This window comes from Mesorhizobium sp. M1334 (assembly GCF_040317995.1).
Lineage (GTDB): Bacteria > Pseudomonadota > Alphaproteobacteria > Rhizobiales > Rhizobiaceae > Mesorhizobium.
This window is the reverse complement of record NZ_JAMYLM010000003.1, coordinates 273,364-288,153: the sequence shown is the minus strand read 5'-3', so window position 1 is coordinate 288,153 and position 14,790 is coordinate 273,364. Positions and strand designations below refer to the sequence as shown.

General features: G+C 62.3%; 16 protein-coding genes, 1 other RNA gene and 1 pseudogene. 11 read left to right on the top strand and 7 right to left on the bottom strand.

Going from position 1 to position 14,790, the window contains the following annotated elements; genetic code table 11:
* Positions 1–68 precede the first annotated feature (68 nt).
* Positions 69–1,862, top strand: a complete 1,794-nt coding sequence (locus NKH17_RS08485) for a chloride channel protein (protein ID WP_352898695.1) — start codon at positions 69–71, stop codon at positions 1,860–1,862.
* A gap of 3 nt (positions 1,863–1,865) precedes the next feature.
* Here the strand turns inward: NKH17_RS08485 and NKH17_RS08480 are convergent, their stop codons facing one another.
* The 4 genes from NKH17_RS08480 to NKH17_RS08465 all read right to left on the bottom strand — a co-directional run bounded on the left by NKH17_RS08480 (position 1,866) and on the right by NKH17_RS08465 (position 3,683).
* Positions 1,866–2,087, bottom strand: a complete 222-nt coding sequence (locus NKH17_RS08480) for a ribbon-helix-helix domain-containing protein (protein WP_254818946.1) — start codon at positions 2,085–2,087, stop codon at positions 1,866–1,868.
* A gap of 19 nt (positions 2,088–2,106) precedes the next feature.
* Positions 2,107–2,310 carry a DUF4169 family protein gene (locus tag NKH17_RS08475; protein ID WP_352739953.1) on the bottom strand — a complete coding sequence of 68 codons (204 nt, stop codon included), beginning with the start codon at positions 2,308–2,310 and terminating at the stop codon, positions 2,107–2,109.
* Positions 2,311–2,328: 18 nt separating this feature from the next.
* A complete protein-coding gene (locus tag NKH17_RS08470; protein ID WP_352875993.1) occupies positions 2,329–2,865 on the bottom strand; it encodes an SspB family protein in 537 nt (178 codons plus the stop codon).
* A 134-nt stretch (positions 2,866–2,999) separates the two neighbouring features.
* Positions 3,000–3,683: a TetR/AcrR family transcriptional regulator gene (locus NKH17_RS08465; RefSeq protein ID WP_352898698.1), complete on the bottom strand. Its 684-nt coding sequence runs from the start codon at positions 3,681–3,683 to the stop codon at positions 3,000–3,002.
* A 167-nt stretch (positions 3,684–3,850) separates the two neighbouring features.
* Between NKH17_RS08465 and NKH17_RS08460 the strand changes: the two genes are divergently transcribed.
* Together NKH17_RS08460 and NKH17_RS08455 are read left to right on the top strand one after the other, a co-directional pair.
* Entirely contained in the window at positions 3,851–5,056 is a 1,206-nt protein-coding gene (locus NKH17_RS08460) for a multidrug effflux MFS transporter (RefSeq protein WP_023676705.1), read from the top strand.
* 31 nt (positions 5,057–5,087) lie between these two features.
* A pseudogene (locus tag NKH17_RS08455) lies at positions 5,088–5,972 on the top strand (LysR family transcriptional regulator); the annotation flags it as partial.
* 72 nt (positions 5,973–6,044) lie between these two features.
* Here the strand turns inward: NKH17_RS08455 and NKH17_RS08450 are convergent.
* Both NKH17_RS08450 and ssrA read right to left on the bottom strand, forming a co-directional pair.
* Positions 6,045–6,785: an SDR family oxidoreductase gene (locus NKH17_RS08450; protein WP_352808232.1), complete on the bottom strand. Its 741-nt coding sequence runs from the start codon at positions 6,783–6,785 to the stop codon at positions 6,045–6,047.
* Between the two features lie 309 nt (positions 6,786–7,094).
* Positions 7,095–7,450: a transfer-messenger RNA gene (gene ssrA / locus NKH17_RS08445) on the bottom strand.
* A gap of 161 nt (positions 7,451–7,611) precedes the next feature.
* On the opposite strand from ssrA, the gene NKH17_RS08440 reads away from it, so the two are divergent.
* The 6 genes from NKH17_RS08440 to NKH17_RS08415 all read left to right on the top strand — a co-directional run bounded on the left by NKH17_RS08440 (position 7,612) and on the right by NKH17_RS08415 (position 12,157).
* Positions 7,612–7,923, top strand: a complete 312-nt coding sequence (locus NKH17_RS08440) for a DUF2853 family protein (protein WP_254818940.1) — start codon at positions 7,612–7,614, stop codon at positions 7,921–7,923.
* Between the two features lie 113 nt (positions 7,924–8,036).
* A complete protein-coding gene (locus tag NKH17_RS08435) occupies positions 8,037–8,831 on the top strand; it encodes a thymidylate synthase (protein ID WP_352898700.1) in 795 nt (264 codons plus the stop codon).
* Between the two features lie 281 nt (positions 8,832–9,112).
* Positions 9,113–9,904 carry a molybdate ABC transporter substrate-binding protein gene (modA, locus tag NKH17_RS08430; RefSeq protein ID WP_502895632.1) on the top strand — a complete coding sequence of 264 codons (792 nt, stop codon included), beginning with the start codon at positions 9,113–9,115 and terminating at the stop codon, positions 9,902–9,904.
* Between the two features lie 16 nt (positions 9,905–9,920).
* On the top strand, positions 9,921–10,625 hold the full coding sequence (gene modB / locus NKH17_RS08425) for a molybdate ABC transporter permease subunit (RefSeq protein WP_254818937.1): 705 nt from the start codon (positions 9,921–9,923) through the stop codon (positions 10,623–10,625).
* The gene (modC, locus tag NKH17_RS08420) at positions 10,622–11,734 is read left to right on the top strand and encodes a molybdenum ABC transporter ATP-binding protein (protein WP_352475329.1); all 1,113 of its coding nucleotides are present in this window, start codon (positions 10,622–10,624) and stop codon (positions 11,732–11,734) included. The genes modB and modC overlap by 4 nt, the downstream gene beginning before the upstream one ends.
* Positions 11,735–11,815: 81 nt before the next feature.
* A complete protein-coding gene (locus NKH17_RS08415; RefSeq protein ID WP_023676697.1) occupies positions 11,816–12,157 on the top strand; it encodes a winged helix-turn-helix domain-containing protein in 342 nt (113 codons plus the stop codon).
* Positions 12,158–12,190: 33 nt separating this feature from the next.
* Here NKH17_RS08415 and cobF read toward each other — a convergent pair whose 3' ends face one another.
* Positions 12,191–12,964 carry a precorrin-6A synthase (deacetylating) gene (cobF, locus tag NKH17_RS08410; RefSeq protein ID WP_352475328.1) on the bottom strand — a complete coding sequence of 258 codons (774 nt, stop codon included), beginning with the start codon at positions 12,962–12,964 and terminating at the stop codon, positions 12,191–12,193.
* Between the two features lie 140 nt (positions 12,965–13,104).
* Between cobF and NKH17_RS08405 the strand changes: the two genes are divergently transcribed.
* Together NKH17_RS08405 and NKH17_RS08400 are read left to right on the top strand one after the other, a co-directional pair.
* Positions 13,105–14,115, top strand: a complete 1,011-nt coding sequence (locus NKH17_RS08405) for a DUF4424 domain-containing protein (protein WP_352475327.1) — start codon at positions 13,105–13,107, stop codon at positions 14,113–14,115.
* Complete coding sequence (locus tag NKH17_RS08400) at positions 14,115–14,633, top strand: dihydrofolate reductase (RefSeq protein WP_352475326.1); 519 nt, start codon at positions 14,115–14,117, stop codon at positions 14,631–14,633. Before NKH17_RS08405 ends, NKH17_RS08400 begins: the two co-directional genes overlap by 1 nt.
* Positions 14,634–14,790: the final 157 nt, after the last annotated feature.

The following is a 14,790-nucleotide window of genomic DNA, read 5'->3' as shown; positions in this document are numbered from 1 at the left end:
CCATCATCGGTGGCACGGCCAGCGACCCATCCGCAAGTCGGCACGCCGCCAGAAAGCAAGGTTTGCAAATGAAGTCCGATCACGCCAACCCCGGGCATCTGCGCGATTTTACCACCGATGCCCGGGTGCTGCTCATTGCCGGCATAGCGGTGGTGGTGGCAACGGCGGGGTTGTTTGCCGGCATTGCCCTTTTGAAGCTGATCCGGCTTGCCACGAACATCGCCTATTTTGGCCAGTTCACGCTCGCCGACCTGAAACTGCAGGATACGCCGTTTGGCTATGCCTCGGTATTTGTTCCGGTGATCGGGGCATTGATCATCGGTGTGATGGCTCGCTTCGGAAGCGAAAAGATTCGCGGCCATGGCATTCCCGAAGCCATCGAGGCGATCCTGCTCGGACGCTCGCGGCTCGACGCCAAGGTGGCGATCCTGAAGCCGTTGTCGTCGGCAGTCTCGATCGGCACCGGTGGGCCATTCGGCGCGGAAGGGCCTATCATCATGACCGGCGGCGCCATCGGCTCGCTGATCGCGCAGATGCTGCCGGTCAGCGACAATGAACGCAAGACGCTGCTGGTGGCGGGTGCGGCGGCCGGCATGACCACCGTGTTCGGAACACCGATCGCTGCCATCATGCTTGCGGTGGAATTGCTGCTCTTCGAATGGACGCCGCGCAGCTTCATTCCCGTAGCGGTCGCCGCGGTTATTGCCGAGGTCGAGCGCACCATGCTGCATCTGCCGGGGCCGATCTTCCCGTTTCAGGGCGGCATGGAGGTTTCATTTCCAGGCCTTGCCGGCTGGGTGCTGGTCGGCATGGCAGCCGGGCTGCTATCGGGGTTGCTAACCCAGATGGTCTATGCCTGCGAGGACGGTTTCCAGAAGCTGCCCATCCACTGGATGTGGTGGCCGATGCTCGGCGGCCTGGTGGTCGGCATTGGCGGGCTGATCGAGCCGCAGGCGCTCGGCGTCGGCTATGACAATATCGCCGACATGCTGGATGGCCGCACCATAGCGACCGCTGCGCTCACCCTGCTGGTGGTGAAGGCGATCATCTGGTCGGTCGCACTCGGCTCGGGAACGTCGGGAGGTGTGCTGGCGCCGCTGCTGATCATGGGCGGGGCGATGGGCGCGGTCCTCGCCGGCTTCCTGCCGGCCGCCGATCCGGGCTTCTGGGCGCTGCTGGCGATGGCGGCGACGATGGGCGGCACCATGCGCGCGCCGCTGACCGCCACCTTCTTTGCGGTCGAACTGACCGGCAACACCCATGTCCTGGTGCCGCTGATCGCGGCAACTGCCACTGCGCATGCGGTGACCGTGCTGTTGATGAAGCGTTCGATCCTCACCGAAAAAATCGCACGGCGAGGGCATCACATGGTTCGCGAATACCGTGTCGATCCGTTCGCCCTGACCAGGGTGCGCGAGGTGATGACCAGCGAGGTCGAGAGTGTGCCGGCGACAATGACGCTACACGGCGCGGCCGCGTTCCTGACGGCGCCCGAGACACGGCATCCGAGCTTTCCGGTCGTCGATGAAGAAGGCCACGTGCTCGGCGTCATCGACCCGCCGGCGATCCTGCGCTGGAGACGCGCCGGCAAGCACCGCACGACGACGCTTGGCGAACTGCTGGCCGGCAGCAAGGTCACGCTGGCCTATCCGGATGAGTATCTCGAGGGCCTCTCCGACAAGCTGCTGATGGCGAACGTGTCCCATTTGCCGGTCGTCACGCGAGAAAATGCCCGGCTGGTGGGCTATGTCGGCTGGAAGGACCTGATGCGCGTCAGATCGAAGAAACAGGCCGAAGAACGCGACCGCTCGGCTTTGCTGGGCTTCCGTATCCGGCGCAGGAAACAGGATAGCGTTGCCTGAAGGCTAAAACTTGCCGCGCTTGGCCCAATCCAGCACATAGAGCCTGAGCGCCGAGGAGAGGTTCGCATCGCGCGGGCGGCTCTCGTCGATTTCGGCGACAAGCGCGGCGAGCGTCAGTTTTCGCACGGCCGCAATAGCGATCAGGTCGTCGTAAAAAGGCTTTTCGAGCGAATAGCTGGTGCGGTGGCCGCGAATCGTGACCGAGCGCTTTTCGACCGGGCTCACGCGACGATCCTATTCACATTCAAGCATCGGATTTGTCCGAATCGCCCGATTTTTCGCGGCGATGGCCGGCGACGAATTTATCGGCCTTGTCGGCGATCAGGCGGTCGCGATCCCGGCTGGTTTTGGAACGGCCATGCAGCGCCCGGTTTTGCTCGGCCAGGCGCTCCTTCTCGGTTCGCGCCTTCTGCTTGCGTGCCTGACGGAGATTGACGATCTCGGCCATGTCACGCCGCCCGTCGGGTCATTTCTTGCGGAAGGCGTCGAGCGACACCACGTCGGCGCCCTTGGCACCGGCGTCCGCCGCGGCAGGCTTCTTTTCCACCTCAGCGTTTTTCTTCTTCGTCTCAGGCTTTTTCTCGGCGACGATGGCCAGCGGCTCGGGAGCAGGCTTGGTCTTTGTCTCCTGTTCCGCCGGGGTATCGGTCTTGACGTCGAATTCGAGCTCGAAGTTGACGGATGGATCGTAAAAGCCGCGCACTGCCGAGAACGGGATTTCCAGTTTCTCCGGCACGTCGGAAAACGACAGCCCGACTTCGAAGCCGGTGTCGCTCACCTTCAGGTCCCAATACTGGAACTGGATGACGATGGTCATCTGTTCGGGATAGCGCTCGCGCAACCGTGACGACACGCGCACGCCCGGAGCGCCGGTGAGAAAGGTGATGAAGAAGTGATGGTTGCCCGGGAGACCGGTGCGCGCGACCTCGGCCAGGACCTTGCGCATGACGCCGCGCAACGCCTCCTGGGCCAGAATGTCGTAGCGGATGTGGTCGTCGGCCATGTGGCTGTCGGGTTCCGTTGAATCGTCCTGATAGCTGTAATCAAGCTTGAGCGCGGCGTAAACCGGATATAGATCGCCTGCGTGCGGAAGCGAAGCCCATCGGCGACGATTTGATCGTCAAACGGCTTTGATCGTCAAGCGCTGGCGAGCGCGCCCTGTTTACCAGCCACAGGCCGCCGCTTGCCGAAGGCGCGCAGGAAGGTGCGCACGCCATTTGTCGCCGACTGCACCACCTCGTCCTCGGTCGGTGTGCCGCCGAGCATGAACGTCGTCTGCAACTCGGCATTGGCAAGCGCCATGAACTGGCGCGCTGCGACGTCGGGATCATCGATATCAAGGAAGCCGGCATGAGCGAGGCGGGCGAAGCGGGCGGCGATCGCCGGCCATGTCCTGCCCGGTCCTTCTTCGCGCCATTCGGCGAACAACTCGGGATAGCGCCCGCCCTCGGTCTGGATCAGCTTGCGCAGGAATTTGCCGTCGCGGTTGCAGATGCAGTTGTGATTCATCCGCACAGCAAAAGCGATGAGGTCGGCCTCGAGATTCTTCGGCTGATCGGGAAAAGTGGAAATCGTGGCAAAGATGCCGGCGTTGCAACGTTCGGTGAGGTCGCGGACGATGGCAACGAAGAGTTTTTCCTTGTCGCCGTGATGATTGTAGATGGTCTGGCGGGAGACGCCGGCCTCGGCGGCAATCATGTCGATATTGGCACCGGCGAAGCTTTCGCGGCAGAAGACCGAGGTGGCGGCATCGACAATCGACATCCGCTTGGCCTCATGGCCCCGTGGCGGGAAAATGTCAGGAGAAACGTTGGCCTTCATGCAAAACTATATAGAGGTGGTTGACGAATTAGACAAGCCTGTCTAAATTTGTGGACTGCACGAAGGGAGTTTCGTTCCGCAGAAGAGTCGGAACTCCATGGGATGGAACGTCCTAAGGTTACGCGCCGGTCCTCGGCGGCAACCAGAATTCGAAAGAGCCTGCTATCATGAACGCCAAATTCCTCCGCATTGCGGTCGTGCTCGGCCTATTGTCCGCGATCGGCCCGTTTGCCATCGACATGTATCTTCCGGCCCTGCCGTCAATAGGCGAGGATCTGCATGCCGGCACTGCCGCGGTGCAGATGAGCCTGCTGATCTTCTTTCTTTCCATGGGCTTCGGCCAGATCGTCGTCGGACCGATCTCCGACATGGTCGGCCGCAAGCTGCCGCTCTACGGCGGCCTGGCGCTGTTCATGGTCGGCGGCGTCGGCTCGGCGCTGGCTCCCTCGATCGAATGGCTGATCGCCTTCCGTTTCCTGCAAGGGCTCGGCGCCAGCGCCGGCATGGCAGTGCCGCGCGCGATCGTTCGCGACCTGCATACCGGCACCGAGGCCGCCAAGTTGATGTCGCTGCTGATGCTGGTGTTTTCGGTGTCGCCGATCCTGGCGCCGCTGACCGGTAGCCAGATCATCGAGAACTTCGGCTGGCGCGCCGTGTTCTGGACGGTGACGGGCGCGGCCGTGCTCGCGACCATCCTGCTGGCGACCTCTCTCAAGGAGACGCGGCCGGTCGAAGAGCGCGCCGGTTCGTCCTTCGGGACGGCACTTTCCGGCTACCGCTTCCTGATGGGCGACCGCAACTTCCTTGGCCTGACGGCCATCGCCGGCTTCGGCATTGCGAGCTTCTTCGTCTATCTGTCGAGCTCGTCCTTCATCCTGATCGACCATTATGGCCTGTCGCCTTCGGTTTACAGCGTGTTCTTCTCGATCAATGCGGTTGCCTTCATCGGCATGTCGCAGCTGACCGGGTTGCTGTCGGAGCGGTTCGGGCTGCAGCGCGTGGTGCGCGTCGCGGTGACCGGCTATGCGACGACGATGGTGGTGCTGTTTGCGGTGATGGCATCGGGTGTCGACCGGCTCGACGTAATGGCGGCGCTGCTGTTCATAGGCTACGGCTTTCTCGGCCTGGTCATCCCGACAACGTCGGTGCTGGCCATGGAAGAGCATGGCGAGATCGCCGGCACCGCTTCGGCGCTGATGGGCACGCTGCACTTCGCCATCGGCGCGGTCGCCATGGGCGTCGCCGGCGTGTTTTTCGACGGCACGCCGCTGCCGATGGTGGCGGGCATCACGCTGTGCGCGGCGATCTCCTTCACACTGGCCAAGATAACGCTCGGCCGCAGCCGGGACGTTGCGGAAGCGCCAGCGGAGTAAGCTTCACCTGTCGAGACAAAAAGGCCGGGCGATGTTCCCGGCTTTTTCACATTTGCGGTCCCGGTTCAAAGCAGCCTATGCCTATATGACGGGTCAAGACATGCAGCTTCGACATCTCAAGACCTTCGTGGCGGTCGCCACCACCCTGAACATCACGCGCGCCTCCGAGCGGGTTCATCTTGCCCAATCGAGCGTGACCGAACAGATCCAGGCGCTGGAAGCCGATCTGGGCACGTCGCTGTTCGACAGGTCACGGCGTGGCTTGAAGCTGACGGCGGCAGGACAGCGCCTGCTGGACTACGCAAACGATCTCCTCGACCTTGCGGACGAAGCCCGTTCCGCTGTCGCCGACGCGAGCGGTACGGTTGCCGGTCGTCTGACGGTCGGCGGCCTGGAGACGCTTTGCTCGACACGCTTGCCGGCTTTGCTGGGGGAATTCCATCGGCGTCATCCCGATGTGGAACTGGACCTCAGGGCGAACGATAGCAGTGGGTTGCGTGCCGGCGTGACAAGCGGCGCGCTGGACGTATCGTTCCATTTCGGAGCCGTCCCGGCGGCGGCGCCGGAGCTGCGAAGCGAACAGATAGCCGAGGAAGAGCTCGTCGTCATAATGCCGGCAAATCACCGGTTGGCCGGATATTCTGCCATAAGGTCCGACGACCTGGCTGACGAGGCCTTCCTCGTCACCCAGCCCGGTTGCGTCTATAGGCGGATGTTCGACGAAACGTTTGCCGCAACATTGCCTGACTGTCCAAAACTCGTCGGCGAGTTCGCCAGCATGGGTGCGATACGGGGCCTTGTTGCAGCCGGTCTTGGATGCGCGCTGGTTCCGCGTCTCGTGGCTTCCGCGGCCGACGCCAATATCGTCGTGTTGCCTTGGGTCGGAAGCAGCCCGGTGACGCCGGTCACCATGGTATGGCGCCACCGGCGCATTCAAGCGCCGGTGCTGCGGCTGTTCCTCGCAATGGTTCGCGAAATTTGGCCATGGCTAGACCAGCCGCTGGCCACCATCGACATGAAGCACCGTTCCGGTGATGAAGCCGTTATGCATCAGGGACGTGATGGCCTGGGCAATGTCGGCTGCCTGCCCGATCCGGCCGACGAGCAGGCGCTTTGCCATGCCGTCCAGCGCAGCCGTCTTTCCGCTGCCGGCGACGGCATCCCAAATCGGCGTGTCGACCCAGCCCGGCGAGACGACGTTGATGCGGATCGGCGCCAGTTCGACGGCAAGAGCGTAGGCGAGTGAGCCGAGGGCCCCATTAACGGCTGCCACCACCGAGCCTTTCGCCGCCGGACGATAGGCGGCGATGCCCGAGGTCAGCGTGATCGATCCCCTGGGCGTCAGACGAGGCGCGCCATGTTTGGCAAGAAGAAGCGGTCCGACGACCTTGGAATCCATCACTTTCCGCGCCAACGAGATGTCCATGTCGGGAAGCACTACATAGACGCCGGTGACGTCGGCGGCGGTCGAGACGATGTGGTCGAGCGTACCGACATCCTGGAACAGGCGTCGGACCTCGTCCTCACTTGTGACGTCGGCTGCGATCGTCCTCAGCCTTTCCGGGTGAGGCAAGCGCCGCCGTGCGGCCGACAACCGGTCCTGGGAGCGGCCGACGATCGTAACCTTAGCGCCGGCGGCAAGCCCCTGTTCGGCCAGCGAAAGCCCCATGCCGGAGCTGCCGCCAACGATCAGGATGCGTTCGTGTTTTGGTGTGGTTTCCTGGTTCATCTTGTCTCCATCAGGTAGCTCGCCGGGCATGACCACACGCGGCGAGAAACTGAGGCCTTGTCCCGCAAAGGCATGAGAGAAGGGAAACGGGAAGATACGAATGCTGCCATCGGAGGTTCCGATCATGGAAAGCCCTTGGGCTTTCGCCTCAGCCTGAGACGCTCAGCCCGAGACGTTGATGAAACATTCGCCGGTGCGATCGATGCGGTCAGCCAGGGATTGGTATAAAGGCCGCGGCGCCTTGGGTCTGTCAGGGCGCATAAAAAAGCCGCCGGCCAAGCTGCAGCTGCGCATATCAAAAAAGGGAGAAATGGAGGTTTCTGTTGCCAGGTACCTCCGAACCCCGCCTAGAAGTGCGAACCACTAGGGCTTGAATTGAAGCTATCGCACCGCTTACGCGGCGAGACGTGCTTCCGCATAGTTGTCGTTGGCAACTATAAGTTTAGCCCGATAACGGTGGTACAATGCCGGGCAAAAGTACGATCTTTACACCTTCGTCGATCCTATTTCGCCCCCAGCAAAAGCCGCTCCTGAGCAGCGGTTTTTGGTGGAGGCGCCGGGTACCGCCCCCGGGTCCGAACGGCTTATTTCATCGCCTGTTTATCGCCATAGTCGGTCGAGCCGACGAAGCGAATATAGGGACTGGCGGTGGAAAATGAAAGGCCGGAATGCCACTTTCGTCCGTACCAAAGTGGATCATGAAGGGTTGACTTGCAGCCGGTCTCAACCGAAGCTTTGTGGCGGTGAGGAGACCTAGCGCATACTTGCGGCAGCGCGCCACAATCCTCATCAACCGGATCCCGTGGCGCCGACGAGGGGAAATTCGATGGCCGATTATCTTGCAGACGTAAAGAAATATGATGCGGCGGCGGATGCCGACGCGGTCGCCAAGATCGTCAAACATCTGGGCATCGCGCTCAGGAACCGCGATTCCTCGCTGGTGTCCTGCACCGACCCGGAGGAACTGAAGCGCGTCAGGAACAGCTGGGTCGCCGGCAAGCTCGGCGTCACCGACGGCGCCAAGGCAGATGCGGCTATCGAAAAGGCCTGCAAGGCGATGGCGGCCGACAACAGCAAGAGCCGGGTGACGTTCTACTACCTTGTCGCCAGGGATCTGGGCATGCTCGGCTCGCTCTGAGCAACCTCGCCGCTGATGCTGGTGAGCCTTCTGCTGGAATCGTCTCGCTTTGCTGTGTTCGGCCGACGGTCATTCGGCTATGATGGCTGGCAACCCGAATCGGACCGGAGCCGATGCGCCAGTATCTCGACCTTCTGAAGCATGTGCTGGAAAACGGCGCTGATCGCGGCGACCGTACCGGCACCGGAACGCGCTCGGTATTCGGCTACCAGATGCGCTTCGACCTGGCCCGCGGCTTTCCGGTCACCACCACCAAGAAGCTGCACCTGAAGTCGATTGTCCACGAGCTTTTGTGGTTCCTGGCCGGCGACACCAACATCAAATATCTCAACGATCACGGCGTCTCGATCTGGGATGAGTGGGCCGACGAGAACGGCGATCTTGGCCCGGTCTATGGCAAACAGTGGCGGTCGTGGCCGGACGGCCATGGCGGCTCCATCGACCAGATTGCGAATCTTCTGAAGGAGATACGCAAAAATCCTAATTCGCGGCGGCTGATCGTTTCGGCGTGGAACCCGGCCGAGGTGGAGGCCATGGCGTTGCCGCCCTGCCACTGCCTGTTCCAGTTCTATGTTTCGGAAGGCAAGCTTTCCTGCCAGCTCTATCAGCGTTCGGGTGATATTTTTCTCGGTGTGCCGTTCAACATCGCTTCCTATGCGTTGCTGACGCTGATGGTGGCGCAGGTGACCGGATTGCAACCCGGCGATTTCATCCACACGCTCGGCGATGCGCATCTTTACTCGAACCATTTCGAGCAGGCGCGCGAGCAATTGCGGCGCACACCCAAGGCGTTGCCGACGCTATGGATAAACCCCGAGGTGAAGGATCTCTTTGCTTTCCGCTTCGAGGATTTCCGGCTCGACAACTATTTCGCCGACGCGACGATCAAGGCACCGATCGCGGTCTAGCACCATAGCTGACCGTCCATATCGAAATTGCCTACTGCGGCTCCGCTCTTGGGCGTTGTCAGCATTCAACTTGATCGGCCGACGTCGACCTGACGCAATCCCTGGTCGCTGTTTTTATGCAATATTTCCTTCGGCCTCGATACCGCTGTATCCAACGAAGATTATCGCAGGCCAGGAAAACCTCAGCCCAGAAGACCGTCGCCGGTAAAGAGCCTTTCATTGTTATGTTCACATGGATATATCGATAGCGGCTTCGGGCGATCCGGGACGAGGAGAGTTTCATGCTGACGCGCAAGGGTTCGACGACGATTGCCAAAGTCGGTCTCGCCGCCATGCTGATGGTCGTGGTGCCGGCGGCCTATGCCGATGACAAGGTGGTCGTGTTTGCTGCGGCGAGCCTCAAGGAAGGGCTCGACGCCGTCAACAAGGCCTGCGAGGCCGACGTCGGCGAGGTGGCAACCATTTCCTACGCGGCGAGCTCGGCGCTGGCCAGGCAGATCGAAAGCGGCGCGCCGGCAGACGTGTTCGTCTCGGCCGATCTCGACTGGATGAAATATCTTTCCGACAGGAAGCTGACCAAGCCCGAAACCGAAGTGAAACTGCTCGGTAACCAGATCGTGCTGGTCGCGCCGCGGGATTCCAAGGTCGAGACCAGGATTGAAAAGGGGTTCGCTCTTGCCGGGCTCGTCGGTGACGGCAAACTTGCCATGGGCGATGTCAAGGCGGTGCCGGCCGGCAAATACGGCAAGGCAGCCCTCGAATCGCTCGGTGTCTGGTCTTCCGTCGAAGGCAAGGTGGCGCAGGCCGAGAATGTCCGCGCCGCTCTAAAGCTGGTATCGACCGGCGAGGCAGCACTCGGCATCGTCTACGCCACGGATGCGCATGCGGAGCCTGGCGTGAAAGTGGTCGGCACTTTCCCCGCGGGTACCCATCCGCCGATCATCTATCCAGTCGCCCAGCTTGCGGATTCGAAGGGGAAGGATACCCCGGCATTCCTAAAATGCCTGCAATCCGCCAAGGCTGGCGAACTCTTCAAGGGGCAAGGTTTTACCGTGCTCGCGCCGAGCAATTAGGGCAACGCGCTGACGTATGAACTGGCTGCTGGATCTTACTCCCGACGAATGGAACGCGGTCCGGCTGTCGATCAAGGTGGCGACCGTGGCGATGATCGCCAGCCTGCCGCCGGGCGTAGCAATCGCCCTTGTGCTCGCCCGCGGCCAGTTCTGGGGCAAGACGCTGCTCAATGGTCTGGTGCATCTGCCGCTGATCCTGCCGCCGGTGGTGACTGGCTATTTGCTGCTTTTGACTTTCGGCAAGCGCGGTCCGGCCGGGGCTTTCCTGGCCGAGCATTTCGGCATCGTTTTTTCCTTTCGCTGGACGGGCGCCGCGCTCGCCTGCGGGGTAATGGGTTTTCCGCTGATGGTGCGGGCGATCCGGCTGTCTATTGAGGCCGTCGACCGCAAAATCGAGGCGGCCGCCGGCACGCTTGGCGCCAATCCGCTATGGGTATTCGGCACGATCACCCTGCCGCTTATCCTGCCCGGCCTGATCGCCGGTGCGATCCTCTCCTTCGCCAAGGCGATGGGCGAATTCGGCGCGACGATCACCTTCGTCTCCAACATCCCGAACGAGACGCAGACGCTGCCGTCGGCGATCTATACTTTCACGCAGGTTCCCGGCGGCGACGCCGGCGCGCTCAGGCTGACGCTGATCTCGATCGTCATATCGATGGCGGCACTCGTGGCCTCGGAAGTGCTGGCGCGGCGTGTCGGCCGGCGGATGGACATCGAATGACGGTTCAGGTCGACATCAGCCACCGGCTTGGCGGTTTCGCTGTCAATGCCCGCTTCGAGAGCGCCGGGCGGCTGACTGCGCTGTTCGGGCCTTCCGGCTCCGGAAAGACGACGCTCATCAATTTGATTGCCGGGCTGATCCGCCCCGACAAAGGCCGTATCGCGGCCGAGGGCCGCGTGCTGGTCGATAGCGACGCCGGCCTGTTCGTGCCGAAACACAAACGGCGGATCGGCATGGTGTTCCAGGATGCGCGGCTGTTTCCGCATATGAGCGTGGCGAGCAATCTGCGCTATGGCCGTTGGTTCACGCCGGCTGCCGAGCGCTACGCGGATATCGATGGCGTGGTCGAACTGCTCGGCATCGGTCATCTGCTCGACCGGCGGCCGGCAAAACTCTCCGGTGGCGAGAAGCAGCGCGTGGCAATCGGCCGGGCGCTGCTTGCCAGTCCGAAATTGCTGCTGATGGACGAGCCGCTGGCGTCGCTCGACGAGGCGCGCAAGGCCGAGATCTTGCCTTATATCGAGCGGCTACGCGACGAGACGAAAATTCCGATCGTCTATGTCAGCCACTCGATCGCCGAAGTGGCGCGGTTGGCGAGTGACGTCGTGGTGCTGATGCAAGGCAAGGTCGCTGCTTCCGGTCCGACCGGAGCGATCATGCAGCGTCTGGATCTATTGCCGGCCGAAGAGCGCGGCGAGGGCGGTGCCGTGCTGGATACCGCGGTTCTGCGCCACGACGAAGCCTTTGGCATGACGGTGCTAGGCTCATTGGCGGGCGAGATCCGGGTGCCGCTTCTGGCAACGCCGGTCGGTGCGCCGGTGCGCGTCCGCATCCGAGCCCGCGACGTGATGATCGCCACCGAGCAGCCGGTTGGCCTCAGCGCGCTCAACATATTGCCGGGCACGATCGTGGCGATAGAGCCGGGCGAAGGGCCTACGGTCGAGATTGGTCTCGACTGCAATGGCGCAACCGTGCTTGCCCGCATCACCGAAAAGTCGCGGCAGACGCTGGGGCTCCGGCTTGGTCGACAGGTCTTCGCCGTGGTCAAGACAGTGAGCTTCGACCGGGCGAATACCGGGACCGGCTTGCCGGCCGAGGCGGATGGGTGATCGGCCGATGATTCGCTATATCGTTTGGGAATAGCGGTATCGCTGCAGAACTTGTAGAGTAGCGTGACCGCGGAGGAGCAAATGCCGTCGCTGAGTTTGCGGATAAATCTCGATCCAGATGGCCGCATCGGGCCGGGCAAGATCGAGCTTCTGGAACAGATCGCCGCCTTCGGCTCGATTTCGGCCGCGGCGCGCGGCATGGAGATGTCCTACAAGCACGCCTGGGATCTGGTCGAAGACATGAACCGGGTGTTCGGCAAGCCGCTGGTTGCGGCACAAACGGGCGGCAAAAAAGGCGGTGGCGCTCAGTTGACGTCGGTCGGGCTTGCTGTGGTCAGCCGCTTCCGCGCGATCGAGCGGGCTGCGTCTTCAGCAGCGGCGGCGCATATGGAGGCGCTGCAGGCCGAGATCGACGCTGCGTGAACTCGGCGGAATTCATGCCGCGCTCGATCCCTGCTAATCCTCCGGCTCGCCCGGCTTGCGCAGCAGATAGGTGTCCATGATCCAGCCTTTTTTCCGGCGGGCCTCCTCACGGGTGCTCACGATCTTGTCGCCGACGTCGCCAATCCGGCCCGAGATGACGATCTCGTCGGGGGTGCCGAGGTAGGCGCCCCAGTGGACGGTGACGTCCTTGTCGTCCAGCGTGTTGAAGGCGCATTTGCCGTCCAGCATGACGATGGTGCTGCCGGCGTTTTCGGGCAGACCTTCCTCGGTGAGCCGGCGGCCGGTGGTGATCAAAACGGCGTCGCCGATTCGGTTCAATGCCATTTTGTGGCTGGCGGCGAGTGCCTGGATGGCGGTGATGCCAGGGATGACCTCCAGCTCGAACGCGATATTGCCTCTGAGGCGCACGCGATCCAGGATGCGCAGCGCGCTGTCGTAGAGCGATGGATCGCCCCAGATCAGGAAGGCGCCGCAGCCATCTTCGGGGAGTTCGTCGCGGATCAGGCCTTCGTAGATCACGGCGATCGCTTCGTGCCAGTCGTCGACGGTCGAGCGGTAGGAAGGCGCCGGTTCGGCGCGCACCGGCACCTCGAATTCGACACGGCGCGAGTTCGGATTAGTGACGAAGCGGTCGCAGATCTGGCGGCGCAATTCGGCGAGATCGCTCTTCTTGGCGCCCTTGTCGGGAATGAACAGCACGTCGGCCCGATTGAGGCCGTTGATGGCCTGGACCGTCATGTGCTCCGGATTGCCGGCGCCGATGCCGATGACGAGAAGCTTGCGCATGGGCCAACTCCTGCCCGATCGGAACCGGTGTGTCTAGACCGACACGACATGCCGGCAGGCGCCGGCGCATTTGCCGAAAGGCTTTGAAACGCCACATTGAACAGCTAGAGTCATGTTGGCATTCTCGCCGGGGAGTCTCCATGTTCCGTTACGTCCTGACCGCAGCCTTGGCGCTCTCGGCTACGCCTGCGCTCGCCAATGATTCGGTCGCCGAACTCGACACTGGTGGGCTGATCCTTTCGCGCAGCGATGCGGTGGCGATGGAAAGCGAGGATCTCTACATCTCGCCGGAAAAGGTGACGGTCGACTACGTCTTCCGCAACAACACCGACAAGGATGTCAATGCGATCGTCGCCTTTCCGATGCCCGACATCGAAGGCGACCCCGAAGAAATACCGGCAATTCCGGAGGCGCAGAGCGACAATTTCCTCGGCTTCGAAGTGACGATCGACGGGGTGCCGGCAAAGCCGCAGCTCGAGCAGAAGGTCTTCGCGCTCGGCATCGACATCGGCGCTGACCTGAAGGCGCAGGGCGTACCGTTCTATCCGTTCGGCGATGCGGCCAAGGCAGCGCTGGCAAAGCTGCCGCAAGCGGTCACCGACGACTGGGTCAATCGCGGCATCATCATCGAGGACACCGCCGACGACGGTTCGGGCATGAAGACCGTCTATACGCCGTTCTGGCAATTGCGCTCGACCTATTGGTGGCGCTCGACCTTTCCGGCCAACAGGGCGGTCCATGTCTCGCATCGCTACAAGCCGAGCGTCGGCGGCACCTCCTCGGTCAGCTTCTTCTATGACGGCCAGTTCCAGGGCCAGTATGCCGCCTACAAGACACGCTACTGCATGGACGATGCCTTCGAGAATGCCGTGCGCAAGGCAGCCAAGGACGATCCCGACGGCTACCCCAAATATTTCGAGAACCGCATCGCCTATATCCTGACCACGGGCGGCAACTGGGCCTCGGGGAACATCGGTACGTTCAAGCTGACCGTCGACAAGGGCGATCCGAAGAACCTGGTCTCGTTTTGCGGCGAAAACGTCAGGAAGATCGGACCGACCACGTTCGAGATGAAGGCGCAGAACTTCTACCCCGAGCACGACATCGACATATTGCTGCTGGAGCCATCCGATGGCGGGAACGGCGGCTAATGGATCTCGCGATTTATGTCGCCATCGCCGAGAACGGCGTGATCGGGCGCGAGGGTGGGTTGCCGTGGCGGCTTTCCACCGATCTCAAGCGGTTCAAGGCCGATACGATGGGCAAGCCCATCGTCATGGGTCGCAAGACCTATGAAGGCATCGGCCGGCCATTGCCGGGCAGGCTCAACATCGTGGTGACACGAGACAGGGCATGGCGCGCCGAGGGCGTCGAAGTCGCGCACTCGATCGAGGACGCGATCGCGCTGGCGACGGTGCGCGGGCGCTGCATGGCCGGCGCCGACGAGATCTGCGTCATCGGCGGCGGGGAGATCTACGCTCAGGCGCTGCCGTTGGCTGATCGGCTGCACGTGACCCATGTTCTGGCCGCGGTCGACGGCGATGCCCATTTCCCGCCGATCGATCCGGCGCTGTGGCGGATCGTCCGCTCGCAAGACGTGGCGGCTGGCGAAAAGGACAGCCATGCGACACGCTATTCGGTTTACGAGCGGCGCCGCGACGTGCATTGAAGACGACAAAGGGTCGCGACAGGTCTAAATGGACCCAAAAGGCGGACAGTGGCGGCAGCCGATCGCGTTGAAAGCGTGCCGTTGCATCCCTATAGAAGAATAATATTGGATTTTGCGCCGGTGAGCCGGCGCTTGAGGGAATTCCAAGCGAAAGGAC

Excerpts from the sequence above, each read along its gene's own strand:
- NKH17_RS08485 (WP_352898695.1), top strand. The coding sequence starts at position 69 with ATGAAGTCCGATCACGCCAACCCCGGGCATCTGCGCGATTTTACCACC.
- NKH17_RS08475 (WP_352739953.1), bottom strand. The coding sequence starts at position 2,310 with ATGGCCGAGATCGTCAATCTCCGTCAGGCACGCAAGCAGAAGGCGCGA.
- NKH17_RS08470 (WP_352875993.1), bottom strand. The coding sequence starts at position 2,865 with ATGGCCGACGACCACATCCGCTACGACATTCTGGCCCAGGAGGCGTTG.
- NKH17_RS08465 (WP_352898698.1), bottom strand. The coding sequence starts at position 3,683 with ATGAAGGCCAACGTTTCTCCTGACATTTTCCCGCCACGGGGCCATGAG.
- NKH17_RS08460 (WP_023676705.1), top strand. The coding sequence starts at position 3,851 with ATGAACGCCAAATTCCTCCGCATTGCGGTCGTGCTCGGCCTATTGTCC.
- NKH17_RS08450 (WP_352808232.1), bottom strand. The coding sequence starts at position 6,785 with ATGAACCAGGAAACCACACCAAAACACGAACGCATCCTGATCGTTGGC.
- NKH17_RS08440 (WP_254818940.1), top strand. The coding sequence starts at position 7,612 with ATGGCCGATTATCTTGCAGACGTAAAGAAATATGATGCGGCGGCGGAT.
- NKH17_RS08435 (WP_352898700.1), top strand. The coding sequence starts at position 8,037 with ATGCGCCAGTATCTCGACCTTCTGAAGCATGTGCTGGAAAACGGCGCT.
- modA (WP_502895632.1), top strand. The coding sequence starts at position 9,113 with ATGCTGACGCGCAAGGGTTCGACGACGATTGCCAAAGTCGGTCTCGCC.
- modB (WP_254818937.1), top strand. The coding sequence starts at position 9,921 with ATGAACTGGCTGCTGGATCTTACTCCCGACGAATGGAACGCGGTCCGG.
- modC (WP_352475329.1), top strand. The coding sequence starts at position 10,622 with ATGACGGTTCAGGTCGACATCAGCCACCGGCTTGGCGGTTTCGCTGTC.
- NKH17_RS08415 (WP_023676697.1), top strand. The coding sequence starts at position 11,816 with ATGCCGTCGCTGAGTTTGCGGATAAATCTCGATCCAGATGGCCGCATC.
- cobF (WP_352475328.1), bottom strand. The coding sequence starts at position 12,964 with ATGCGCAAGCTTCTCGTCATCGGCATCGGCGCCGGCAATCCGGAGCAC.
- NKH17_RS08405 (WP_352475327.1), top strand. The coding sequence starts at position 13,105 with ATGTTCCGTTACGTCCTGACCGCAGCCTTGGCGCTCTCGGCTACGCCT.
- NKH17_RS08400 (WP_352475326.1), top strand. The coding sequence starts at position 14,115 with ATGGATCTCGCGATTTATGTCGCCATCGCCGAGAACGGCGTGATCGGG.